26 protein-coding genes are annotated in these 21,514 nt (G+C 37.6%); 16 read left to right on the top strand and 10 right to left on the bottom strand.

What is annotated here, in order from left to right; translation table 11 throughout:
- Positions 1 to 93 precede the first annotated feature (93 nt).
- The 4 genes from MKY78_RS04280 (at position 94) to MKY78_RS04265 (ending at position 3,520) form a co-directional block, all read left to right on the top strand.
- Positions 94 to 2,019, top strand: coding sequence for an ABC-F family ATP-binding cassette domain-containing protein (locus MKY78_RS04280; protein ID WP_339216498.1), 1,926 nt, complete (start codon positions 94 to 96; stop codon positions 2,017 to 2,019).
- 104 nt (positions 2,020 to 2,123) lie between these two features.
- Positions 2,124 to 2,375 carry a hypothetical protein gene (locus tag MKY78_RS04275; protein ID WP_186870873.1) on the top strand — a complete coding sequence of 84 codons (252 nt, stop codon included), beginning with the start codon at positions 2,124 to 2,126 and terminating at the stop codon, positions 2,373 to 2,375.
- An 89-nt stretch (positions 2,376 to 2,464) separates the two neighbouring features.
- Complete coding sequence (locus MKY78_RS04270; protein ID WP_339216497.1) at positions 2,465 to 2,941, top strand: hypothetical protein; 477 nt, start codon at positions 2,465 to 2,467, stop codon at positions 2,939 to 2,941.
- Positions 2,942 to 2,962: 21 nt separating this feature from the next.
- A complete protein-coding gene (locus MKY78_RS04265; protein ID WP_339216495.1) occupies positions 2,963 to 3,520 on the top strand; it encodes an alpha/beta hydrolase in 558 nt (185 codons plus the stop codon).
- A 104-nt stretch (positions 3,521 to 3,624) separates the two neighbouring features.
- On the opposite strand, the gene MKY78_RS04260 is transcribed toward MKY78_RS04265, so the two are convergent.
- The gene (locus MKY78_RS04260) at positions 3,625 to 4,140 is read right to left on the bottom strand and encodes a CueP family metal-binding protein (RefSeq protein ID WP_339216493.1); all 516 of its coding nucleotides are present in this window, start codon (positions 4,138 to 4,140) and stop codon (positions 3,625 to 3,627) included.
- 154 nt (positions 4,141 to 4,294) lie between these two features.
- On the opposite strand from MKY78_RS04260, the gene MKY78_RS04255 reads away from it, so the two are divergent.
- The 3 genes from MKY78_RS04255 (at position 4,295) to MKY78_RS04245 (ending at position 6,213) form a co-directional block, all read left to right on the top strand.
- A complete protein-coding gene (locus MKY78_RS04255; RefSeq protein WP_339216491.1) occupies positions 4,295 to 5,236 on the top strand; it encodes a Gfo/Idh/MocA family oxidoreductase in 942 nt (313 codons plus the stop codon).
- A 179-nt stretch (positions 5,237 to 5,415) separates the two neighbouring features.
- On the top strand, positions 5,416 to 5,670 hold the full coding sequence (locus tag MKY78_RS04250) for a GlsB/YeaQ/YmgE family stress response membrane protein (protein WP_186870796.1): 255 nt from the start codon (positions 5,416 to 5,418) through the stop codon (positions 5,668 to 5,670).
- Between the two features lie 246 nt (positions 5,671 to 5,916).
- Positions 5,917 to 6,213: a rhodanese-like domain-containing protein gene (locus MKY78_RS04245; protein WP_339216489.1), complete on the top strand. Its 297-nt coding sequence runs from the start codon at positions 5,917 to 5,919 to the stop codon at positions 6,211 to 6,213.
- A gap of 120 nt (positions 6,214 to 6,333) precedes the next feature.
- Here the strand turns inward: MKY78_RS04245 and MKY78_RS04240 are convergent, their stop codons facing one another.
- Positions 6,334 to 6,774, bottom strand: a complete 441-nt coding sequence (locus MKY78_RS04240; protein WP_186870798.1) for a cell wall hydrolase — start codon at positions 6,772 to 6,774, stop codon at positions 6,334 to 6,336.
- Between the two features lie 91 nt (positions 6,775 to 6,865).
- The gene (locus MKY78_RS04235) at positions 6,866 to 7,243 is read right to left on the bottom strand and encodes an SET domain-containing protein (protein WP_186870799.1); all 378 of its coding nucleotides are present in this window, start codon (positions 7,241 to 7,243) and stop codon (positions 6,866 to 6,868) included.
- Between the two features lie 323 nt (positions 7,244 to 7,566).
- Here MKY78_RS04235 and MKY78_RS04230 point away from each other — a divergent pair, with 323 nt between their 5' ends.
- Complete coding sequence (locus MKY78_RS04230) at positions 7,567 to 8,940, top strand: hypothetical protein (RefSeq protein WP_339216486.1); 1,374 nt, start codon at positions 7,567 to 7,569, stop codon at positions 8,938 to 8,940.
- 49 nt (positions 8,941 to 8,989) lie between these two features.
- Here MKY78_RS04230 and MKY78_RS04225 read toward each other — a convergent pair whose 3' ends face one another.
- On the bottom strand, positions 8,990 to 10,156 hold the full coding sequence (locus MKY78_RS04225; RefSeq protein WP_339216484.1) for an MFS transporter: 1,167 nt from the start codon (positions 10,154 to 10,156) through the stop codon (positions 8,990 to 8,992).
- Positions 10,157 to 10,502: 346 nt separating this feature from the next.
- Here MKY78_RS04225 and MKY78_RS04220 point away from each other — a divergent pair, with 346 nt between their 5' ends.
- From MKY78_RS04220 to MKY78_RS04190, 7 genes are all read left to right on the top strand, one after another.
- The gene (locus MKY78_RS04220; protein WP_339213018.1) at positions 10,503 to 11,618 is read left to right on the top strand and encodes an IS4 family transposase; all 1,116 of its coding nucleotides are present in this window, start codon (positions 10,503 to 10,505) and stop codon (positions 11,616 to 11,618) included.
- A 239-nt stretch (positions 11,619 to 11,857) separates the two neighbouring features.
- A complete protein-coding gene (locus MKY78_RS04215; RefSeq protein WP_339216482.1) occupies positions 11,858 to 12,619 on the top strand; it encodes a class I SAM-dependent methyltransferase in 762 nt (253 codons plus the stop codon).
- 202 nt (positions 12,620 to 12,821) lie between these two features.
- The gene (gene sfsA, locus MKY78_RS04210) at positions 12,822 to 13,508 is read left to right on the top strand and encodes a DNA/RNA nuclease SfsA (RefSeq protein WP_339216480.1); all 687 of its coding nucleotides are present in this window, start codon (positions 12,822 to 12,824) and stop codon (positions 13,506 to 13,508) included.
- 111 nt (positions 13,509 to 13,619) lie between these two features.
- Entirely contained in the window at positions 13,620 to 14,201 is a 582-nt protein-coding gene (locus MKY78_RS04205; RefSeq protein WP_339216478.1) for a Crp/Fnr family transcriptional regulator, read from the top strand.
- 94 nt (positions 14,202 to 14,295) lie between these two features.
- On the top strand, positions 14,296 to 15,072 hold the full coding sequence (locus MKY78_RS04200) for an NAD(P)-dependent alcohol dehydrogenase (protein ID WP_339216476.1): 777 nt from the start codon (positions 14,296 to 14,298) through the stop codon (positions 15,070 to 15,072).
- Between the two features lie 59 nt (positions 15,073 to 15,131).
- A complete protein-coding gene (locus MKY78_RS04195; RefSeq protein ID WP_339216474.1) occupies positions 15,132 to 15,266 on the top strand; it encodes a zinc-binding dehydrogenase in 135 nt (44 codons plus the stop codon).
- Between the two features lie 413 nt (positions 15,267 to 15,679).
- Positions 15,680 to 16,195 (top strand): DinB family protein, encoded by a 516-nt coding sequence (locus MKY78_RS04190; protein ID WP_339216473.1) that lies wholly within the window; start codon positions 15,680 to 15,682, stop codon positions 16,193 to 16,195.
- An 81-nt stretch (positions 16,196 to 16,276) separates the two neighbouring features.
- On the opposite strand, the gene MKY78_RS04185 is transcribed toward MKY78_RS04190, so the two are convergent.
- Positions 16,277 to 16,900: an HAD-IA family hydrolase gene (locus MKY78_RS04185; RefSeq protein ID WP_339216472.1), complete on the bottom strand. Its 624-nt coding sequence runs from the start codon at positions 16,898 to 16,900 to the stop codon at positions 16,277 to 16,279.
- A 116-nt stretch (positions 16,901 to 17,016) separates the two neighbouring features.
- A complete protein-coding gene (gene uvsE, locus MKY78_RS04180; protein ID WP_339216471.1) occupies positions 17,017 to 17,982 on the bottom strand; it encodes a UV DNA damage repair endonuclease UvsE in 966 nt (321 codons plus the stop codon).
- Positions 17,983 to 18,056: 74 nt separating this feature from the next.
- On the opposite strand from uvsE (MKY78_RS04180), the gene MKY78_RS04175 reads away from it, so the two are divergent.
- Positions 18,057 to 18,623 (top strand): DUF6434 domain-containing protein, encoded by a 567-nt coding sequence (locus tag MKY78_RS04175; RefSeq protein WP_339216469.1) that lies wholly within the window; start codon positions 18,057 to 18,059, stop codon positions 18,621 to 18,623.
- 10 nt (positions 18,624 to 18,633) lie between these two features.
- On the opposite strand, the gene uvsE (MKY78_RS04170) is transcribed toward MKY78_RS04175, so the two are convergent.
- The 4 genes from uvsE (MKY78_RS04170) to MKY78_RS04155 form a co-directional block, all read right to left on the bottom strand.
- Positions 18,634 to 19,587, bottom strand: a complete 954-nt coding sequence (gene uvsE / locus MKY78_RS04170) for a UV DNA damage repair endonuclease UvsE (protein WP_339216467.1) — start codon at positions 19,585 to 19,587, stop codon at positions 18,634 to 18,636.
- Positions 19,588 to 19,718: 131 nt separating this feature from the next.
- On the bottom strand, positions 19,719 to 20,468 hold the full coding sequence (locus MKY78_RS04165) for a hypothetical protein (protein ID WP_339216466.1): 750 nt from the start codon (positions 20,466 to 20,468) through the stop codon (positions 19,719 to 19,721).
- The gene (locus MKY78_RS04160) at positions 20,461 to 20,805 is read right to left on the bottom strand and encodes a PadR family transcriptional regulator (protein ID WP_339216464.1); all 345 of its coding nucleotides are present in this window, start codon (positions 20,803 to 20,805) and stop codon (positions 20,461 to 20,463) included. Before MKY78_RS04160 ends, MKY78_RS04165 begins: the two co-directional genes overlap by 8 nt.
- Positions 20,806 to 20,974: 169 nt before the next feature.
- Positions 20,975 to 21,421 (bottom strand): GyrI-like domain-containing protein, encoded by a 447-nt coding sequence (locus MKY78_RS04155; RefSeq protein ID WP_339216463.1) that lies wholly within the window; start codon positions 21,419 to 21,421, stop codon positions 20,975 to 20,977.
- Positions 21,422 to 21,514: the final 93 nt, after the last annotated feature.

Genomic DNA, 21,514 nt, shown 5'->3' with positions numbered 1-21,514 from the left:
TCTTCTTATAGTCTTTTTTCATATTAACGAGTAGTAGTCTTCTTAGTCTGTCTTGCAATGGTGTAACGTACTGGACGAAAGAAGGTAGATAACATGTTAGAGTTTAAAGTAAACGGTTTGAAAAAATTTATGGAAGCAACATTAGTATTAGAGGATGTTACGTTTGAAGCATTTGACGGGGATAGAATAGGTATAGTTGGCGTAAATGGTAGTGGGAAAAGCACCATTCTAAAGATTATAGCTGGGTTAGAGCCAATGAATTATTACCCAGGCTATCCACAAACCTCAAGCTATGGTTACGATGAGGGGGTCATTCAGATAGTCCCAAATAACTCGACTGCTGCTTATTTGGAGCAAATGCCCGAGTATCCAAAAGGCTTGAAGGTTATCGATATTTTAAATCTAGCCTTTGAAGAAATTGATGCAATAGAAAAGCAAATGCGAGATCTGGAAGAACAAATGGAAGCAATACAAGGTACCGAATTAGAGAAAGCGTTGAATAAGTACAGTAACGTCGTTCAAGTCTTTGAATTAAAAGGTGGATATGACAGGGGAGAAAAGTTAAGCAAGGTGTGTACGGGGCTAAAAATGGATGAGAGCTTTCTAAATAAAGAATTTGATATCCTAAGCGGTGGGGAGAAAACTACTGTTATTTTAGGGAAACTTCTTATTCATAATCCCGACATTTTATTATTGGATGAACCAACCAATCATTTAGATATGGAATCCATTGAATGGTTAGAAAGTTATCTGAAAAGTTATCAGGGAATTGTGCTCATTGTATCGCATGACCGCTATTTTCTTGACCATGTTGCAACGAAAATAGTGGAAGTAGAAGATAAACGATCATTCAGTTACAAGGGTAACTATTCCTCATTTGTCAGTCAAAAGGAGGAGAATATAAGGATACAGCTAGAGCAATATCGCCAGCAACAGAAAAAAATTAATGCGATGGAGAGTGCGGTAAAGGATTTAAGAGACTGGGCGATTCGTGCTGATAATAATAAGTTTTTCCGAAGGGCTGCAAGTATTCAGAAACGATTAGAGAAAATGGAACGTCTTGATAAACCATCAACTGATAGAAAAAATATGAGATTAGGCTTTAAGGAGGTCGAACGTTCGGGGAAAGAAACAATCAAAGCAACCAAGCTTTCTAAGTGCTATGGAGAGAAGGTAATTTTTAAAGAGGCGGAGCTTATGGTTCATTATGGTGAACGAGTAGGGTTAATTGGACCGAATGGTAGTGGCAAGACTACATTTCTAAAGATGCTACTAGGGGAAGAACAACCAGATACTGGGGAAATTAAATTAGGTGCAAGCGTTAAGGTAGCCTATTTGCCACAAAAGATTACCTTTGAAGAGGAAAACCGTATGTTAATTGAAGTCTTTCGTGAAAATATTTCTATACTAGAAGGAAAAGCACGGGAGTATTTAGCAAAATTTATGTTTTATAAATCGAGTGTATATAAGCGGGTTAGACATTTATCTGGTGGAGAGCGAATTCGGTTGAAGCTAGCGATTTTACTTTATCAAGAAATAAATCTATTAATTTTGGATGAGCCAACCAACCATTTAGATATTGACTCCATTGAGGCCCTTGAAGAGGCATTGGAGGATTTTCAAGGTACTATCTTTTTTATCTCGCATGATCGTTATTTTATTAATAAACTGAGTGATAGAATCATTGTGGTGGAGGACTATGCGCTAAAAAGCTATCTAGGCAACTATGATTATTATAAACAGGAAAAGGAAAAAATAAGCAACCAAGGTGTATCGGCACCTCCATCGAAGCAAGTAGTAAAAAGGGATCGGAAACCTGTTAAAAAAGAGAAGGCTTTCGATAAAGAAAAGCTGCTAGTCAAAATAGAATTACTCGAAAGGGAGATTAAAGACATTGACACAGCTATGGCTGCAGATCAAATTGACTATCAGCATCTTCAAGATTTGTATAATAGAAAAGTAGAACTCAGCGAGGAATTGAATGTAGCAACGGATTTATGGTTAGGTTCAAGTGATTAATTTCTACTATTTAGACAGTGTCAGTCTCTGTTATTGGTGCTAGGGAGACTGACACTACTATCGATTGTGAACAAAACAACCTTTAGGGGGTGGGCTAAGTGAAAATGGAAACGTATTATCTAGCAGTAACCTATGATGTATGTGTACACAACGACTTATACGAAGATATGAATCAATACCCGCTCGATTCAACTAAGGAAATGGAAAAACAAGTAGCGGAAATTGCCAAACAGGACATCGCCCCAGTCGTTAAAGTTTTTATAGCCAATTCAGCAGATTTAAAGGGTGATGTTACATTATATAAAGAATTTTACTTTAAGGAATTTGAATGTAATTGCACGGAGTATGTTGAATAGGTAATTCTTTCTCAACCATTTTTTAGTTTTTTTTGAAGAGATTTGGACAAGTTAAAAAAGAAATTAAAAGCAGGTTGAGGTGAATGCTTATGATTACGAAGCGGCACTTATGGTTTAATCTTGGGATGATTATTTTCTCTTGGATGACGCTACTGTTTATTGGCAAGAGAAGTTTTAAGCGGTTTGCAATAGGAGTTTTTTTCATTGTTGGGTTTGAGATCCTAAATCATCTGTATGGAAATCGCCGAAATTGGTGGAAGTTTTTTGATAAAAAGGATGCATTCTATAAGGATGAACTTCCATTTAGTATTGGACCATATATGCCACTATCGATGTGGATTATGAAATATACATATGGTAACTTTAAAAAGTTTATCCTAGTAAACGCAATTGCAGATGCACTTTTTGCTTTTCTTGGGATTGATATTCTGAAAAAGTATAAGATCGTTGGGCTTAAACGGTTAAGCCATATAAAGTTCTTTTTTTACTTGCATTATAAAGCGTACTTATTGTACGGCTTGCAATATTTAGTTGATAAGGTTATGAGAAAAGGGGAAACAGCTTAAGGTAAGAAGGGGGGGATAACCATGAATCCAGCTTTAATGTTTATACATAGTGCTGGTCCTCAAGGGGAAAATCAAGGGAGTTATAACCTGATAAAATATGTACATAATAGACTTGGCAATAACGCTGAGGTTATTTCTCCGAAAATGCCAACACCAGAAGATCCAAAATACAGTGACTGGAAGAATGAATTGGACAAGGCGTTGGCTAAACACTCTGGAGGGATAGTATTAGTAGGGCACTCTTTAGGAGGATCTGTTCTATTAAAATATTTCTCTGAGGAAGTTTATCATGTGAAAGTATTGGGCTTGTTTATTGTAGCAGCACCATTCTGGGGAAAAGATGATGATTGGCAACGGAAGGACTTTTTTCTTCAAGAAACATTTGAACAACACCTCAAGGAAATACCTCATATATTTCTTTATCACAGCAGAGATGAAGAAATTGTCCCTTTATCACACCATAGTGTATTAGCAGAGAAATTACCTCAAAGTACGTGTAGGATACTCGATGGATCCGATCATTTATTCGAGAATGGATTACCTGAGTTAGTTAGGGATATCCGAAGATTGTTGCGATAAATAAAAGTGTAATAATGAGGACTTAAGCAGTCGTCAACCCGAATGAAGCACGATATTAAAATCGTGGTATTCATTCGGGTTTACTTTTTACATACTTTTGCACCTTACAATAATTGCATTGTAGTAATACACGTATTATCACCGTCAAAAGTAGATATTGTTGATTCAGCGGCTTTGCCATCATACTCAATCTTCACTTGATATATTCGGTCACGTGGTAACCATAAATCAATAAATCCATTGGCAAATGATGTAAGGGTATCATCCACCACGACATTGCCTTCTTCATCTTCAATATAAACATTAAATTCTTTTTCCACTAACTCTCCCTGGCAGCCTGTTAAGCTATGGATCGCACATTCATGAGTTGACTCTTCAAATGGAGCAATAGAAACAAAAAACTCGTCTTCTGGAAGAGGATATGTTTCTTTCTTTTGATTATGATCTGTCACAATCAGTTCTTGTGAATTGATAGAAGCAGATACATCTTCATGACTTCCTACACTATACTCATGGACTAATTCCTTAATATCCTTCTTATCTTCTTGCGATGTATCACCACAAGCTGCTAGTATAAGTACAAGTAATATACTGCTTATGCCGATTAGAGCTTTTTTCATGTTTATCAACTCCTGCTTATCATCTAATACGTATTTTACTATATTACGAGTCTATGTACTGCCTAATTCACGAAAAGTTCATACTTATTTCAGCTTTATGGTACTATTATTATCGAAAGAGATAGAGTCTCATACAGGTAAAGGAGAAATGATCATGCGTATAGGAATTATAGGTCTTGGTGCAATTGGACAACGACTCATGAAGCGCTTTACAGAACATAAGGAAGTTGAAATTGTTGCGGTATGTGATCAAATGGAATCATTAGCAATGGAAACAGCGAATGATTTAGGTGGAATTAACGCTTATACAGACTACCAACAGTTAATTGCAGATGAGAAAGTAGAGCTAGTATATGTGGCAGTACCACCTAAACTTCACCATCCCATCGTTATGGAGGCATTGAAAGCAGGAAAGCATCTCCTCTGTGAAAAGCCTTTAGCTAATTCGTTAGAAGAGGCAGAAGAAATGTACCTTACTGCCAAACAGGTGAATGTTGTACATGCGATGAATTTCCCACTTAATTACGAACCAGCAACCAATAAATTTGCGGAAATGATGCAAGAAAAATACATTGGAAAATTACGTCGATTACAGCTTTCTATGCACTTCCCACAATGGCCACGAGCATGGCAGCAAAACAACTGGGTAGGTGGTCGTGAACAAGGTGGGTTTGTATTAGAGGTTGGCGTTCATTTTATCCAGCAAATAGTAAAGATGTTTGGCGATGTTAATGATATCCGAACACAACTAGAACTACCAGAGGATCCTTCTAAATGTGAAACAGGTATTATAGCAACCGCAAAACTTGCAGATGGTACCCCAGTCCTCATTGAGGGGTTAAGCCAAATCCCAGGTAAGGAATATATTGGATTCACAGCCTATGGTACAGAAGGTTCATTATCCTTAGATAACTGGGGTATTATTAGAGCCGGGAAAAACGGTGAAGAGCCGAAAGAAATTTCCTTTGAACATCAACCATATAACAATCTAATAGATGAGTTAGTAAAAGCAACAAAAGGGGAAGAAGCAGAGATTTATGATTTTGAAATCGGCTTTAAGGCACAGCGTGTGTTAGAGCAATTAAGGAAAATATAAAAATCAGTCCTACCTACCAAGTGTTTCGTTAACATTTGGTAGTTTTTTGTGATGAAAATGAAATACCATAATTACTCTAGAGAGTAAGTAGAACGTTAAAATTTATTATGTTTAAATTTTTCTATATTGGATAAACATATAATAGATATAATTCTATTTTGACATAGGAGGAATTCATCATGGGTTTCATTTGGAGTTTAATTGTTGGAGGTATTCTTGGTTGGATTGGTAGCCTTATCGTCGGCAGGGATGTACCAGGTGGAGTATTTGGTAATATTATTGCTGGAATTATTGGAGCATGGATTGGATCGTTTTTACTTGGTGATTGGGGTCCAGAAATAGGTGGATATAACATTATCCCGGCACTAATTGGAGCCATTATCCTAATCTTTGTGATTAGTTTAATTATGAGAGCAATGCGTAAGGCTGATTAATATAAGAACACCCACGCTACAGGGCTAGGTGTTCTTTCAATTATACAAGGAAAACAGTAAAAAAATCCTAGTTGACATATTCTTCAGGATTTTACACTGTCACTTCAGGATTTGAGAGGCATCTTTCAGGATTTCTCCCCTTCTCTTCAGGATTTCCAAAAATATATACGAAGCAGAGATATTGCAAAGCCTCTCCATTCTATATAAGATAAACCTATTAGTAAATTACTTGGAGGAATGGTAATCGTGAAAGAAATTACAGCAAAGGAACTAGAACAAAAGCTAACGACAGGGGAAGCATTGAATATAATTGATGTTCGTGAGGATGAAGAGGTAGCAATGGGGAAAATTCCAGGAGCGAAACATATCCCACTAGGTCAAATTCCTGAACGTCTTGAAGAATTAGATAAAAATGACCATTATTATATGGTATGTCGTTCTGGAGCAAGAAGTGGGAACGCAACGGATTTTCTAACAGAGCGTGGCTATAATGTTACGAATATGGTTGGCGGAATGCTGGATTGGGAAGGAGAAGTCGAGTAAGCACTCTGCTTCTATATAAATACGTTTTTTTTCCTTTCGAATAGGAAATGGTACAAAATAAGCAGTTCAATTTGTTTTAAATTGAACTGCTTTTGTATATCCCCACAATAAGTATGGGGATCACCATATATAAACACTCTCACATGTATCAGCCTGTGGCTCATAATAGCAATGCTGTTTAAACTGGCCAGCAAATGGCTGATCATACCAGGTAGGAGGGCATGGAGCATATGGATTAAAGTACCAAAGCGCATACTTAGAAGGATGCTCTCTCCAATAGTCTAGTGTTTGTTTGGCCAATCTTTTTTCTGATTCTCTTGCTCTATTATAGAAAACATTCCCTTTTTGTACAGCTTCAAATGAGTAGTTTCCACCTTGCACTTGATAAATGACATCCGGTATCGATCGTAAATCTACAAAGTCTAAACAATTCGCTTTTAATCGATTGACAATGACATTTCCGACCATTAGCATGCCAAGCTTTCCTTCGCCTTCTGCTTCTGCACGCATCATTCTAGCCATTAAATCAATATCACTATCGTTATACTTCACTCTTGCCATTTTCATCACCTCTTAAAATAGTATGAAAAATATTGGCAATGGTTCATTTGGACGAAAGGATATTTTGAAAAATTATAAAGTCAAGGATTAATCAATCCCGATCAAACCAAAGCAGCTCCTGGTCATCTGCCTCTCCGTTGTAATTGATTAAAATTTCATCACCGGCTTTGATATCTTTGTATGCATAAAAGTCAAATGTATGATTATCAAAGTTAATTTCATAAATTGCATTTGGTTCATAGGAATGATTAAATAGCATGCCATATCCGAGAAGGATGGCTGTATGATTTATGCCGTATTCAAAGGCATAATCGGCAAGTAATGTTTTTTCAATAAATTGATGCTGGTCGTTAGGATAAGCGATAACAGGTGCTTCATGTAATAGCTCTCCCTTTTTGATGGCACGTGTAGCAAATACTCCTCTATTAAACTCTCCGTCACTAACAGAAGATGTTTTGATTTCAATCATATTTGTTCTCCTCAAGATTTTGTCTTCTTTTATACTGTAACATTAATCCAGTACTTGGACCTATAGTTTAGGTCAACGAAATGTAGCAAACTTTTGTAATCTTTAGTGTACCCGTTTCGAATTATCCTATTGCTTAAAAGCAAAATCGATTGAAAAATAAGTTCTTTGGAAGTGATAAGTACATAAAATGAAACGTGCATCGGATGCAGTTTATTCACAGCATTCACTAGTGATGAACATAAGTTTACATTGCTCATGTGAACTACACAGGGGAGTTATGCTACACTAGAACTATATGGATGTTTTAGAGAGGGGTCCAGAGCTTGGATTTACAGAAGGAAGTATCAAAGCTAACCAAAAAGGAATTAGTTGAATTAATTATGGAGCTTGTTGAGGGCGATCAGGATATTGCGAAGAAGATCGAATTTAAATTAGTTACGCCTAATGATGAAGTAAAAGCAAGTAAACAATTAATTCGTAAATATATAAATGAAAATAAACGGCAAGGTTTTATTTCCAGACGTAATGTACATGCTGCTCTACAGGGTGCTGAGATGGTGCTTGATAAGGGACGGGATAAGCTGGTAAATGGGGAAGAAGAGCTAGCTATTGAACTAGGAATTACAGTATTATCAATCGTTATCGATATGCTTCAGTATACGGATGATTCTAATGGAGAGATTGGCTTTGTTATAAATGAAAGTATCACCCTACTTCAGGATGCCTCATCCCTCGTACTGCTTTCCTTAAATCATCGTGGCCAGGAAAGGGCTTTTGATCTAATTCTAAAGGAAGCGATGCACAAACGTTATGATGGATGGAACGATACTCGTTATGAGCTATTAGATGTTTGTACAATCTATTCTGCTCGTTCTTCAGAAAGAAGGAAGCTAGAGGAAACATTAGAAAAGCTGTTAAGCCAAGTTTCCGATATGTCTTCTCTTTCATCTGATTATGATAAACAAGCCATCCTACAGCTTCAGTTAAAGATAATGGAACGGAATGGTGAAATGGAACAGGCTAGCCAGTTTGTTCATCACCACATAGAATATGATGAATTTCGGAAAATGGCTATTGAAAAAGCAATTGAAAATGAAAATTATGAAACAGCCTTACAGCTTTGTAAAGAGGGCGAAGAAAATGACAGTAAATATCCAGGTCTAGTAAAGCAATGGAAAGAATGTCGACTACAAGTCTATGAAATTATAGAAGATATGGAAAAGCAAAAAGATATACTGATAGAATTTGTATTAGACAATGAATATGAGGCATATGGGAAGCTAAAGGAGTTGTATTCTCCAAGCGAATGGCAGACTGCCCTAGAGAAGATATTTGAATTATTGGAAGGGAAATCGTCCAATTACCTTCCCCATGTATATGAGTACATCGCAAAGCTTGAGAATCGTAGTGATAAAATATTAAAGTATGTGGAGCAAGCGCCATCCACCATTATCGAGCTTTATCCATATTTGATTGCCGATTATCGGGATAGAGTGGAAGAGATTTTTATGCAACATATCCTATCGGAAGCAGAGGATGCAACCGATAGAAAGAAATATCGTCATGTATGTAGGAAGCTAGTCGTCTATAAAGAAGCTTGTGGAGACGAGAAGTTCACTTGCGTAGTACAGCAGTTAAAAGATACTTATGAGCGAAAACCAGCATTTGTGAATGAACTGGAGAAAGTAGAAAAATAAACGACAAGATAAATCCCCCCTGTATGTATCGTACAGGGGGGATGATTGATTAATAGCGTTGGAGCATCTTGGATGATGTAGGATTAGCTAATTTAAGTCTTGCATACCCAACTAAAATCAGTACGACCATCCCAATTAAAAACGCAACAAAATAAGGAGAAATAACATCACGAGTAGCCCCTGTAATGAACGAGCTTGTTATCATACCAAGTGAATTAACTGCAGACATAATACCAAAAGCCCGACCATGTCCTTCACTTGAGACTGCATTAGTAATGGCGGTTGCCATTGCTGGCATCATCACTCCCAAAAAGAACCCTAATAAGAATAACGATAACGGAAGGGCGACTAAGCCATTTAATATGGTAAAAATACTTAGAGCCATGCCAAATAATCCAAACAGCATCCGTTTCGTCGGATCAAAGCGATTAATGAAAAATAATACGGATGAGGCAAAGGTTCCCACCCCCATAAAACTAAATAATACACCAGTCGTTGCAGTGGAAAGCCCTTGTTCAACTGTTAAATACGGAACCTCATAAATTATGACCCCATGAATATACATCACAGCAAAAGCAGTAAGAAATACCATCTGTAAACTTGGCATCTGTAGTACTTGTCTAAAACCTAGTTGTTGTTCATGATTAACCCTAATAATACTCTGCTTTTCCTTTAAAAATCGAGCAGTATAAAGAGCTGTTAGTAAGAGGGAGGTCCCGATTACATAGTACGTATTCGCATAGCCAATTTGAGCTCCTAACTGTCCACCGATAATAGGTGCGATAATACTAGCAATCGTACCAAGAATCCCCATAATCGCGATGTTTTTCCCTTGTTGGTGACTATTTTTGGCATACCCTGATAGCAAGGCCAAAGCAGAAGGAATTAAAAAGGCTAAGGATAGCCCATTGAGCGTTCGAACAACTAGTAAACTAGTAGAGTCGGAAACAAGTGCATGTCCGAGAAAGAGACAGCCAGATAGGAATAGAGACAAAGCAATAAATCCTTTCTTACCAAACCGATCGGACAGTGGACCTGCTATTAAATTCCCTGTTAAATTAGCAAATGATGCAATACTCAACATGACTCCGATTAGCACACCGGATGCTCCCATACTTGCTGCATAAGGTGCAAAGATAGGGGATTGCACACTCATCACCAAGCTAACGAAAAACATAATAACAAAGATGTGTAGTTTATCTACTGATGTTCTCAATTTTCTTCACCTCAAGAAAAATATATGCTGGACAAAGCATATTAAGACGAGCTTTTCCGTGAAGTGAATGTAAAATTCGTATGATTGATATGTATATAAACGTAAAAAAGCCAGAAATCATTTTTTGATTTCTGGCTTTAATTATCATTTCTAAAGTAGGTAAGCCTCTATCTACATGATACAAAAAATTAAATTATAAGTCTATCACTAGCGTTGCATTAAATTAATTTTATTATTAAAAATACTCGAAATGTTCAATTTTATTGTTTTGCGCAAAGAAAAAGTCCTTTATAATGGATAAGTCAGGTGGTAAACCCGTCCAAATCCACTAAAAAGGACAAATCTCATGGACAAGATTACACGAAAAACTTCATTTGGACAATGGTTTTCACCAATTAATTTTCAATTATTTGAAGAACAGGTGAAAACATTGAAATTAGATTTCTATACGAAAAAATTAACGACAGAGTCGTTCCTAAAGTTACTGCTTTTTGCACAGCTACAGGAAGTCGAGAGTCTTCATGCACTAAGTGACTGCCTCTTCGATGACAAGCTTCAAAGGGCTATCGACCTTGATTCTATTAGTATTTCTCAGTTATCACGACGATTAAATGGGCTGAATCCCGACCTTTTCCAAAGACTGTTTCTCGATTTAGTATCACAAATTCATGCCAAAACGCATTATACGAAACTTGTAATGCCATTAAAAATTATTGATTCTAGCACTTTGCCACTGAATTTGACGAATCATAAATGGGCAAAATTCCGCAAAACAAAGGCAGGAGTGAAACTGCATCTGCGTCTTGTATTTATGGAAAAAGGCACTTCTTACCCAGAAAAAGCCGTAATGACAACTGCAAAAGAACATGACCGAGGCCAGCTTGAAATTATGGTAGATGACAAAGAATGCATGTATGTGTTCGACCGTGGTTACTTAGACTACGAACGTTTTGACCGCATGACCGACGAGGGCTACTTTTTCCTTTCAAGGCTGCGGAAAAACGCAGTCATACGGGAAGTTTACAACTTTAAGTTGCCCGAAAATATGCCTGTTTTATCAGACCAAATGGTCTTAATTGGTACTACACAAAACCGTGCTGAAAATTATTTTCGCCTGATAAAGGTCTTGGATTCAAAGGGAAATGAACTCCATTTAATTACAAATCGTTTTGATTTAAGTGCCGAAGAGATTTCAGAAATGTACAAATCACGCTGGGCAATTGAATTGTTCTTCAAATGGATCAAACAACATCTCAGCATTAAGAAGTTTTACGGTCAGAGCGAATGGGCGATTCAAAACCAAGTATTTATCGCACTTATTGTTTTTTGCCTTCATGTTCTTGTGCAAATTGAAACAAAAAGCAAGCGAAAAACGCTACAAATTAGCCGTTATTTAAGGGCTGCATTATGGAAACCAGCGCATATTTGGCTTCGAAAGATTGAAGGCAAATCCGTCCCTTAATAAGCAAATTGTCGTTGTCACACAGGTCTAATTGTAAATTATTTCCAAATGGATGGAGCCACCTTTAATTCGGTATTTACTTTTTTGGCTCTAAACAGAAGATATAATAAAACTGAAAATTACGACATTATTTTTGCAACACTAGTGTAAGTCTATAATTAATTTTTTTCTATGGGAGAATGAAGTTGTCGACAGGAACGTAACGTTACGGAAATTATTTGACTTAAGGAGGTCCTATGATGAAACGGACAATGCCAACAGAGGAAGCCATTAAGCGGTGGAATCTGCATGCAGAAAGGTTTACTGCCGGATATAGTGAATTTGGTGACTGGAGTCGTGTATTATTTTTAAATCCTACTATTTTTTCCTTGTTAGGGGACGTAGATGGGAAGTTGATATTGGATGCAGGCTGTGGAGAAGGTTATCTGAGCAGAATTTTAGCAGATAAAGGGGCAAGGATAACGGCAATTGATTATTCAGAAAAAATGTTAGAACTGGCTAAAGCACGAACCCGAGAAGATTTGGAAATCGGCTATTATCACGGAAATTGTGAAAATCTTAGTTTTCTAGATGATGAGCAATTTGATACCATTGTTTCGAATATGGTCATTCAAGATCTAGAGGATTATGAAAGCTGCTTACAAGAAATGTACCGACTGTTAAAACCAGGTGCAAGCTTCGTCTTCTCCATCCTTCACCCATGTTTTATCACGCCGGATAGTGGTTGGATTCGTAATGAACAAGGAGTGAAAGAACACTGGAAGGTGAGCAGGTACTTTTATGAAGGGGTATATGATCAGCGTTTACCAATTCAGTCCAATAAGCCAATCGTATATTATCATCGAACACTTTCAAGCTATGTGAAAGCTATAATAAGTGCTGGATTTACGATTGAGGATTTAGTGGAACCGAAGCCATCAAAGGAGATATTAAAGGAGTATCCTGGATATGAAGAGGATTTGAATTGTGCTACCTTTATGGTGTTTAAGTTGAGGAAGTAGTCATAACTAGGGGCTGGGATATAACGAAAAGAATGTAAAGCCGAATGATACACGATACTTGCTTACCATTCGGTTTTCCTTTAAAAAAATTTCTTTGTCCCAGCCCCATTTCATCATACAATCCTCATGTGTAATACCTCTTTATCCCTAGAGGCATGGTATACTCAAACCATAAATAGGAAAATGGAGCGGAAGTGTTGTTATGCGGTATGGAACAGTAATCACAGGAGTATTACATAGAAAAGTAAATCGATTCATTGCTGAAGTCATCATAGATGGTGTGATGGAGCATGTCCATATTAAAAATACAGGTCGTTTGAAAGAACTGCTTGTACCTGGAGCGGAAGTAGTCATGGAATTAAGTACGAATCCCAATCGAAAAACAAAATTCTCTCTTATTGCGGTTTGGAAGAATGGTCGATTAGTTAACATTGACTCCCAAGCACCAAATAGAGTTGTCTTGGAGGCAATTAGGGAGGGAAGAATGAAGGAGCTTGGAAAGGTAGGCGTACTGAAGCGAGAAGTATCCTATGGCGATTCTCGATTTGATTTTTATTATGAAAAGGGCAGTGAGAAAGGGTTTATCGAGGTCAAGGGAGTAACATTAGAAGAGCAGGGAATAGCCATGTTTCCAGATGCACCAACAGTAAGAGGGACAAAGCATGTACTGGAGCTGATAAAAGCAAAGGAGGAAGGATATCAGGCGACTATTATATTCGTTATACAAATGAAAGGATGTAACCGACTCATCCCTCATTCTAAGATGGATGAAGCATTTGCCAACGCATTAGTAAGCGCGGCTGAATGTGGAGTACAAGTTTTAGCGTATGATACGGTGGTGAAGGAGAACGAATTAACGATAGATCAAGCTGTGCTAGTTTCATTGTGAAACTTCCGTTCGAGCTCGTAGTAATTTTCTAAAATATATAAATTTAATATTTTGCAATGGAATATAATGATAAGATAAATGAAGAGATTATATTCGTAAAGGAGAATGGCCATGAAGGAAATTCTATCTAAGTATATGCCTAAGCATACGAATCTGAGTGAAGCGGAGCAAGAAGCTATTATCATAGAAATCGTGGTGGAGCACTTTTTGAAAGGAACGGACTTAACGAAGCAAGGGTATCGACTAGACACCACGACGGATTGTTATTTCGTACTAGCAGGCTGTGTGAGGCAATACTATATTGATGAAGACGGTAGAGAATTCACCTCCAATTTCTATACAGAGGAACAGGCCATATTATTAGCGAACTTTGGTGATTCTAGCCAAGTTTCTAACTACTCGTTAACCTGTGTAGAGGATTCCGTGTTAGTTGTTTCTGATATTATGAGAGAAGAAGAGATGTATCTTGACTATCCGGAGCTTGAAACGATGACACGGCGTATGATGGAAGGATATCTTGGTCAGACTCAAAACGAACTTGCTCAATTCTATCGTTTATCCCCAGAAGAGCAATACAAATCTGTCATCACAAACAGGCCAGACCTCATAACCCGTGTTCCCCAGCATCAACTGGCAAGCTATCTCGGGATTACACCAGAGTCATTAAGTAGAATTAAAAAACGAATGCAATAATTTTTTTCCATATCCCCCTCATCTTAACTTAAGTCAATGCCGGATGGATGAGTGTCTATTATGATAATTTAAAAAGAATTGAGGGTGAATGAAGATGAAGGCAATTGTTACTTCGAAATACGGAGCACCAGATACGCTAGAATTAAAGGAAGTGGAAAAACCGGTGCCGAAAGCGGATGAGGTACTGGTGAAAATTCATGCGGCATCGGTGAATTATGGCAATATTGTATTACAGAGAGGAAAGCCTTATATCGCTAGGCTTGCATTTGGACTTCGTAAGCCAAAATTCCCAATTCCAGGTGGGGATATGGCTGGAACGATAGAGGCCATTGGGGAAAGGGTAACAGAGTTTAAGATTGGCGACGAGGTGTATGGTGATCTGTCTAGCTGTGGATGGGGGACATTTGCAGAGTACGCAACAGCGCCGGAGAAGGCTGTTGCACATAAACCTCGTAATCTATCATTTCAAGATGCTGCAGCAGTACCGATGGCGGCGACTACCGCATTACAGGCAATCCGTGATAGTGGCAACATAACAGCTGGACATAAGGTGCTAATTCATGGGGGATCAGGTGGTGTTGGAACATTTGCAGTTCAAATTGCAAAAGCTTTGGGTGCAGAGGTGACAACGGTTGTCAGTACAAGAAATGTAGCCATTGCACATGAACTAGGTGCTGATCATGTAATAGATTACAAGAAGGAAAAACTGGACGATAAGGAACAGTTATATGATTTGGTCATAGGAGTCAATGGTTCTCAGCGTCTCTTAACCTATAAACAAATACTTCAGTCTGGTGGCCGATTTATTCATGTAGGTGGTACGGAAAGCCAAATTATCAAACCATGCTTTTCGGACCATTTATTTCGATGACTGGAAATAAAAAAATGGCTACTTTTTTGCAACAACCGAACCAGGGGGATCTAATCAGGATGAAGGAGCTAATTGAATCGGGGAAAGTGAAGCCAGTAATCGATAGAAGCTTTTCACTACAAGAAGTCCCAGAGGCGCTCATGTATTTTGAAGAAGGTCATAGTCAAGGTAAGATTGTCATTACGATTTGTTAAGGAAGGGATCGGGACATAACGAAAACAAAGATAATAAAAAACGAACCATCACTATCATTACCCGGAAATATACGGAGACTCCTGTGGGAGGAAAGGGCACTGCCTGAGACCCCGGAAGAGCTTTAGCTCTGAGGAGGCTCACCAGCCGCCCACGGACGCGTAGTATATTTCAGGGGCGGGTCTGATGCGCTAACTTTCATGTTCGGTTTATCCTATGTAGAAATAGTTTTGTCCCAGCCTCTTTAGCTATAGGGCTACTCTATTTTTCTCCTCCGAACTCAATATCCAACTTATAAGCATATACATATCCTAATTGGAATAATGTGTATGTAGGTGGCAATCATGTCACCCCTGAAAATTTTAGAATGGATTCAAGAAGGAACTTTTACTAGACGCCTTCAAGGAGGATTATGATGAGTCAGGTGATTACAGATTATTTCCAGGAAACAAGAGGAGCGCTACTGCAATTGATTGAAGGATTAAGCTATGAGCAATTTAATGCGACACCAAATGAAGAAAAGTGGAGCGTTGCTCAGATTTGCCATCATCTAGCATTATTCGAACTTGCTACGATAAAAGCGGTGAAGGATGGATTACGGGAGGATAACAGTACGAAGAGTGATCCGAAAGATATAAAGTTAATTTTAGATCGATCGAAGAAGGCACATGCACCAAAGGCAGTAGAGCCAGGTGGTGGACCGTTTGAGGTGCAAGAGATGGTTGACATGTTGAGAATTACAAGGAAAAAATTACATGAAACGATGGATAGCTTGGAAGATTGTGCTGTACTAAATGAAAAATCAGTTGTCCATCCTAGGTTTGGGTTACTTTCCTTACACCAGTGGGTGGAGACAGTACCATTGCATGAACAACGGCATATCGAACAAATTAAAGAGATTATGGCAGGATGGGCTTACGGAACACGCTAGTATTCGATGTAGCGTGTTTTTAAATGGAAAGAAAAGCTACCCTCAGGGATTATATATCTGCTTCTACTCTGAGGGTAAGTCTTAAATTATTGCTAAAATATCATCTGGCGTTTTGGCTTGAAAGTCGGGCTTTAGCTTTTCAATCGCTTCAATGGAATCATATCCCCAGCCAACCCAGATAATTTTAATCCCTGATTTTTTACAGGCAAGGATGTCTCTTTGTTCATCCCCGATATAAATTACTTCAGACGGGTGTAACTTATGTTCACTAAGATATTTATCGATGAGCTTATCTTTACCAAGGATACTACTAGAACATAAAACACGTTCGATCGTTGTGACCTTATTGCGTTTTAAGAAACGGATAATATTATCTCTTGAATTAGAGGAGATGATACTAGTTTTATAGCCTTTACGATCAAGCTGTTGTAAGGTAGACTTCATCCCATCAAATAAACGTAGTTGGTGTAACGATTCTTGATATAATTTATATAATTTCGGTGCGATAATAGGTAGTTTAAACATCGAAAAGTTTACATGCTTCATCCTTTGCTTAAGTGAGAGTTGTTTGAGGATAGGTATTTCATGATGCTTTATTTCTTTTAGATTATGTTTCTTAGCAAGACTATTCCAGCTGGATATTAATACTTCAAGTGAATCGACAAGTGTTCCGTCAAAGTCAAAAATTACATGTTTGATCACCATTTACACTCCATTCCAAAACGGTAGAAGGAGAACAACTTATTTACCTACCTTCCTCTAGACTATAGCATATGCTCCATCATATTAAAAATAATGCCCAAAATTGCTTAAGAGGCAATTTACTTTAGGTTGAAAGAAGAGCCATCAACCACTTCAACATCATCCCGATTTTTAATTTCCTCCATTAGCTTAAACAGCGCTTTATCCTTTTGCTTTGCTTCAATCATACAATCAATTTGAGGGATGGACCCCCTTATTTCATGTAAAAAGTCAAAAAAGAGCTTGCTATCGATATAATCAGCATGGTGACGAAAACTTTTCTCACTTTTTGGACTAGATATGTGCATCTTAATAGGCAGTGGAGAATGTTCCCATGACTGTACGATACTATCCCATTGCCGCTGCCAATTCGAATCTTGATGCAGGGCTAGATGGTGGTGGTAGTCAAAGACAAGTGGGATATTAAGCTTCTGACAAAGGTAAAGCGTATCCTCTAATGTAAATGAGGTATCATCGTTTTCTAACATAATTAGCTTCTGGATACCTGTTGGAACATCCATCCAGGTTTCTATAAACTGCTCCAAAGATTTTTCCTTATCCATATATTTCCCCCCAACATGTATAACACAGCGATGGGTAGGGTCTATTTTCATTTCCTTTAAAATCAAATAATGCATTTTCAAGGTTAGGATGGATTGGTGAAACACATCTTTATTAGGGGAGTTAAGTAGCACAAAGTGATCTGGGTGGAAATCGACCCGTAACTGGTGCTCTTGAATATATGTACCAATTTCCTTTAATAAATCTTTTATTGGCATGATAAAATCCCAGTCCAAAAGCTCCTGATGATATGCTAGTGGAATCAGTCTTGAAGTTAATCGGTAAAAGTGGATTTCGGATGCAACAGTATGTTTTAGTAATCGCAATGTATTCGTTAGGTTTGAGCGTGCAATTCGTTCTAATTTTCGAATGGCTGCCTCTCGGTCCGCTATTTTTTGAAATTGCGTAAAAGTCATTGTTTGAGATGGAGATGCGTTTTTTAATTCCATGCTCATGGCTACATAACCAAGTCGTACAAGTGTCATGATGTGTCACCTCTTGTAAAAATATATTGTTAAAAGGGAACGAATGTTCTATAATAAATGTGGAGGTGCATAGTTTGAGACCGAAATTATCAAAAGAATTGCATGTGGATAGGTTTAAAGACTTTTATTGGCTAAAGGAAGAGTTACAAGTATTCTGTAGAGAACATGGGATAAGCGCAACTGGTTCTAAGCTTGAGATTTCCAATCGAATCGAAACTTTCCTTCGTACAGGGGAGATACTAAAGCCTGTTAGAAAGTCGAGACGAAAGGCAGAGGGAGTCCTCAGTTCTCAGCTATCTCTAGAAACAGTTATTACAGAAAATCACCGTTGTAGTCAAGCTGTCAGAGCATTCTTTAAGACGATTATTCCCAATTTTCATTTCTCTACTCATATCCAAAACTATTTTAAGACGAATGTTGGTAATACATATCGTAATGTAGTAGATGCTTGGTATGAGGAGGAAGAACGAAAGAAAGATCCATCCTATAAAAAAGAAATAGCGCCTCAATTTGAATACAATCGGTTTATTCGTGATTATTATGCTGATTCAAAAAATCAAGGGAAAAGTCGCGAAAAGGCGATCGAGGCTTGGAATGAAGTGAAAAAACGTCCAGGAAGTAACCAATATAATCCCAGTTAAATTAGATATATTACCAAACTATCGAGGCTCCTGAGGTTCGCTTTACTCCACGGATTTTGGCAATATCATCAACTAATTGAAGCATAGCAAGATTCTTTTGTTTTGCTTCGATCATGATGTCAAAGTCTCGATTTAGGGCCTTGGCGATTTTTAAAAAGGGAAGTATAAATTCAACATCAACATAATCAGCATGTGAACGAAAGGCTGATTCTGATTTTGGTGAAGAGATATGTACTTTTGGAAGCATATCCCGATGATGCCATGTATTAAATATCCGAGTTAAATAGTCTTCCAGCTCGGCTTCTCCTTGATTGGCCATGTAATGATGGTAATCCAAAATCATCGGAATTCGTTCCCGTTCACAAGCTTCTAATGTTTCCTTAATATGATAAGTTTTGTCGTCATTTTCTAATGTCATATAATATTTCATGTCATCAGGCAGACACCGTAAATTTTCATGAAATCTTATTAAAGTATTTGCTTTATCTCCATATGCACCGCCAATATGAATATTCATAATGGATGTCTCTAAAATACCCATTGCTTCAAGCATGTTATAATGATATTCCATATCCGTCACAGCACTTACGGTTACTTCTTTTCTTGGACTGGTAAACAGGGTGTATTGGCCAGGATGAAAGCTTGTTCGCATTTGGTATTTCTTGACTAGTTGACCTAATTCTTCCCACTCATTCTTAAATGGTGTAATGAAGTCCCATCCTACCTCAGGATGTGTAGCCAAAGGGACAAGCATACTTGAGAAACGATAGAGCTCTATTTCGTGTGCAATATTATAGTATAGAATTCGCTTTGTGTGCTGTAAATTCTGTGCTGTGACTGCTTGTAATGTAGCTAGCCGTTCATTCTTAGGAAGAGCAGAATATCGTTTAAAGGTCAGTGTTTTAGATGGGCTAGCATCCCATAAGCCAAGTGCGTTTGCAACATAACCAAATCGGATTTTCATGTAAGACTCCCCTTAATTGGTAACATATAGTTTATGCTTTGTTATAAGGTTTCCGTCTATACAGAAAATGTACTTGGAAGAGAAAAAGAGGAAGCTCCCATAGACATGGAACCTTCCCGATTGCTGGTCAATTAGCTATGCTTATAGTTAAGATTATTAATCCATACATAAAAGCCTATCCCAACTATCAAAATAATGTTACTTACGATTAGTTGCATTTCAGCATCTAATGCCGTTTTACTAAGTAAATAATCTGGTAAAACAAGTAAGGCAACAATTGCAATTAGAATTGCTGTTTTAGCCCAAATGGAAAGGCAGATGATAAATAGCACCATAATTCCTGTTATAATCATTGTCCCGGTTTGCCCAAATTCCATAACTGGAGTTTCTACTGAGCGATTAAGGAAAATTAACCCAACATACAATCCGATAGGGACTAACGTTACAATTAGTAACAAGAGAAACTGATTCAGGTTGGAAAGATAATGACTAGCAATATATCGAAATGCTAGAAAAAGAGTGACAATAAAAATTCCTGCAATCACGATATGACCAATTATTTCTAGTATGGAATAGGATAACGAACCTGCTAATGCATCTTTAAAGATAGTAAAAGAGAGTGAGCCAACGATGATGATGAAAATGTATTTTAGCCATGACCGCAAGTCGATTTTCATTTCATCGGCAATCATCTGCATATATTCCTTTGGGGAGTTACCAACTATTTTTTCAATAGGCTTTCCTCTTTTTTCTGCTTCTATTAAATGTGTTTCCAATTCCTCTATAATCGCTTCGATTTCTTTGGACTTCTTTCCACTAGAAAATAAATAAACCCGTAGATCTTCTATGAAGGTCTTGCTTTTGCTTGATAGTTCATGCATCGTTATCTTCTCCTTTGAATTCATGTTTAAGTACTCTGTTTACATTGGACTGTAAGTACTCCCAACGCTCCATAAACTCTGCCAGTTCCAGTTCGCCCTTAGGCGTTAACGAATAATATTTTCTGCGAGGTCCAGCTGTAGATTTTCTTAATGTGGAGGTGACCAGTTTTTCTTTCTGCATCCGCATTAATAGTGGATATATGGTACCTTCACTGAAGGATTGAAAGCCGTATTCCTCAAGCTTTTCGGCTAGTTCATAACCATATACCTCCTTATCTTTTATGATGGCAAGAATACAACCATCTAAGATGCCTTTTAGCATTTGGGTTGTCGACATATTACGTGACCTCCTTCGCTATATTGTAATACAAGGGTTGTAGGAATTGAAAAATGCCTTGCAATACAAAGTATATGTGTAGAATAACATATACTATATTGTAATGCAAGGGTAAATTTCTTATTGTATGGAGGTCATCTAGTCAAGAGAAGACAAACCTCTCAAGCTACTATTTAATTGGCACGCATACTTCACAGTAATGGTTTTTCAATAGGTCCGCTTTGTATCGTTCCATAATCGGTTTGTTATCCATCTGATATCCACTTTTTTGTATCCAAGTATGTAGCTTAGTATATGCCTCTTTTATTGCTTCCGTTGTATGCTTGATTTTAAACATAATGTATCTTCCGCCAAGAAGTTCACGTTCGCTAATGGTATTATCTAATGGGTAATCGTTATCGATTACGATACAAGCATCAAATCGACAGTCTTCAGGTTTTGTAGAAGCTGGATTGTCTAATGGGACTGCATACAGAATGGATGATTGAAGAAGATTTCTCGCACTAGCCCAACCTTTTAATTCGGTCATCACGTTAATATTTTCCGGGCCATATGGACCAATCCGCCTCTTATAAGCAATCCGATAATTGGGGAGGGTTTCTAATTTATATTCCATCATTAATTCTTCCTTTCCTCATATATTATTTGGTACATTTCGAATGTAACATGCTTTAAAATTATTTTCATACTATTTTTTTAAAATTTTCAG

It is taken from the genome of Ornithinibacillus sp. FSL M8-0202 (assembly GCF_037975285.1).
Classification (GTDB): domain Bacteria; phylum Bacillota; class Bacilli; order Bacillales; family Amphibacillaceae; genus Ornithinibacillus; species Ornithinibacillus massiliensis.
The sequence above is the reverse complement of the archived record's forward strand: the minus strand, read 5'-3'. Positions and strand labels throughout refer to the sequence as shown.

Bases quoted from the DNA above. Each gene is read 5' to 3' on its own strand.
- MKY78_RS04215 (WP_339216482.1), top strand. From the start codon at position 11,858: ATGAAACGGACAATGCCAACAGAGGAAGCCATTAAGCGGTGGAATCTG.
- MKY78_RS04160 (WP_339216464.1), bottom strand. From the start codon at position 20,805: ATGTCGACAACCCAAATGCTAAAAGGCATCTTAGATGGTTGTATTCTT.
- MKY78_RS04240 (WP_186870798.1), bottom strand. From the start codon at position 6,774: ATGGCAAGAGTGAAGTATAACGATAGTGATATTGATTTAATGGCTAGA.
- uvsE (WP_339216467.1), bottom strand. From the start codon at position 19,587: ATGAAAATCCGATTTGGTTATGTTGCAAACGCACTTGGCTTATGGGAT.
- MKY78_RS04195 (WP_339216474.1), top strand. From the start codon at position 15,132: ATGAAGGAGCTAATTGAATCGGGGAAAGTGAAGCCAGTAATCGATAGA.
- uvsE (WP_339216471.1), bottom strand. From the start codon at position 17,982: ATGACACTTGTACGACTTGGTTATGTAGCCATGAGCATGGAATTAAAA.
- sfsA (WP_339216480.1), top strand. From the start codon at position 12,822: ATGCGGTATGGAACAGTAATCACAGGAGTATTACATAGAAAAGTAAAT.
- MKY78_RS04200 (WP_339216476.1), top strand. From the start codon at position 14,296: ATGAAGGCAATTGTTACTTCGAAATACGGAGCACCAGATACGCTAGAA.
- MKY78_RS04250 (WP_186870796.1), top strand. From the start codon at position 5,416: ATGGGTTTCATTTGGAGTTTAATTGTTGGAGGTATTCTTGGTTGGATT.
- MKY78_RS04255 (WP_339216491.1), top strand. From the start codon at position 4,295: ATGCGTATAGGAATTATAGGTCTTGGTGCAATTGGACAACGACTCATG.
- MKY78_RS04280 (WP_339216498.1), top strand. From the start codon at position 94: ATGTTAGAGTTTAAAGTAAACGGTTTGAAAAAATTTATGGAAGCAACA.
- MKY78_RS04235 (WP_186870799.1), bottom strand. From the start codon at position 7,243: ATGATTGAAATCAAAACATCTTCTGTTAGTGACGGAGAGTTTAATAGA.
- MKY78_RS04275 (WP_186870873.1), top strand. From the start codon at position 2,124: ATGGAAACGTATTATCTAGCAGTAACCTATGATGTATGTGTACACAAC.
- MKY78_RS04190 (WP_339216473.1), top strand. From the start codon at position 15,680: ATGAGTCAGGTGATTACAGATTATTTCCAGGAAACAAGAGGAGCGCTA.
- MKY78_RS04270 (WP_339216497.1), top strand. From the start codon at position 2,465: ATGATTACGAAGCGGCACTTATGGTTTAATCTTGGGATGATTATTTTC.
- MKY78_RS04265 (WP_339216495.1), top strand. From the start codon at position 2,963: ATGAATCCAGCTTTAATGTTTATACATAGTGCTGGTCCTCAAGGGGAA.
- MKY78_RS04205 (WP_339216478.1), top strand. From the start codon at position 13,620: ATGAAGGAAATTCTATCTAAGTATATGCCTAAGCATACGAATCTGAGT.
- MKY78_RS04185 (WP_339216472.1), bottom strand. From the start codon at position 16,900: ATGGTGATCAAACATGTAATTTTTGACTTTGACGGAACACTTGTCGAT.
- MKY78_RS04165 (WP_339216466.1), bottom strand. From the start codon at position 20,468: ATGCATGAACTATCAAGCAAAAGCAAGACCTTCATAGAAGATCTACGG.
- MKY78_RS04220 (WP_339213018.1), top strand. From the start codon at position 10,503: ATGGACAAGATTACACGAAAAACTTCATTTGGACAATGGTTTTCACCA.
- MKY78_RS04155 (WP_339216463.1), bottom strand. From the start codon at position 21,421: ATGGAATATAAATTAGAAACCCTCCCCAATTATCGGATTGCTTATAAG.
- MKY78_RS04260 (WP_339216493.1), bottom strand. From the start codon at position 4,140: ATGAAAAAAGCTCTAATCGGCATAAGCAGTATATTACTTGTACTTATA.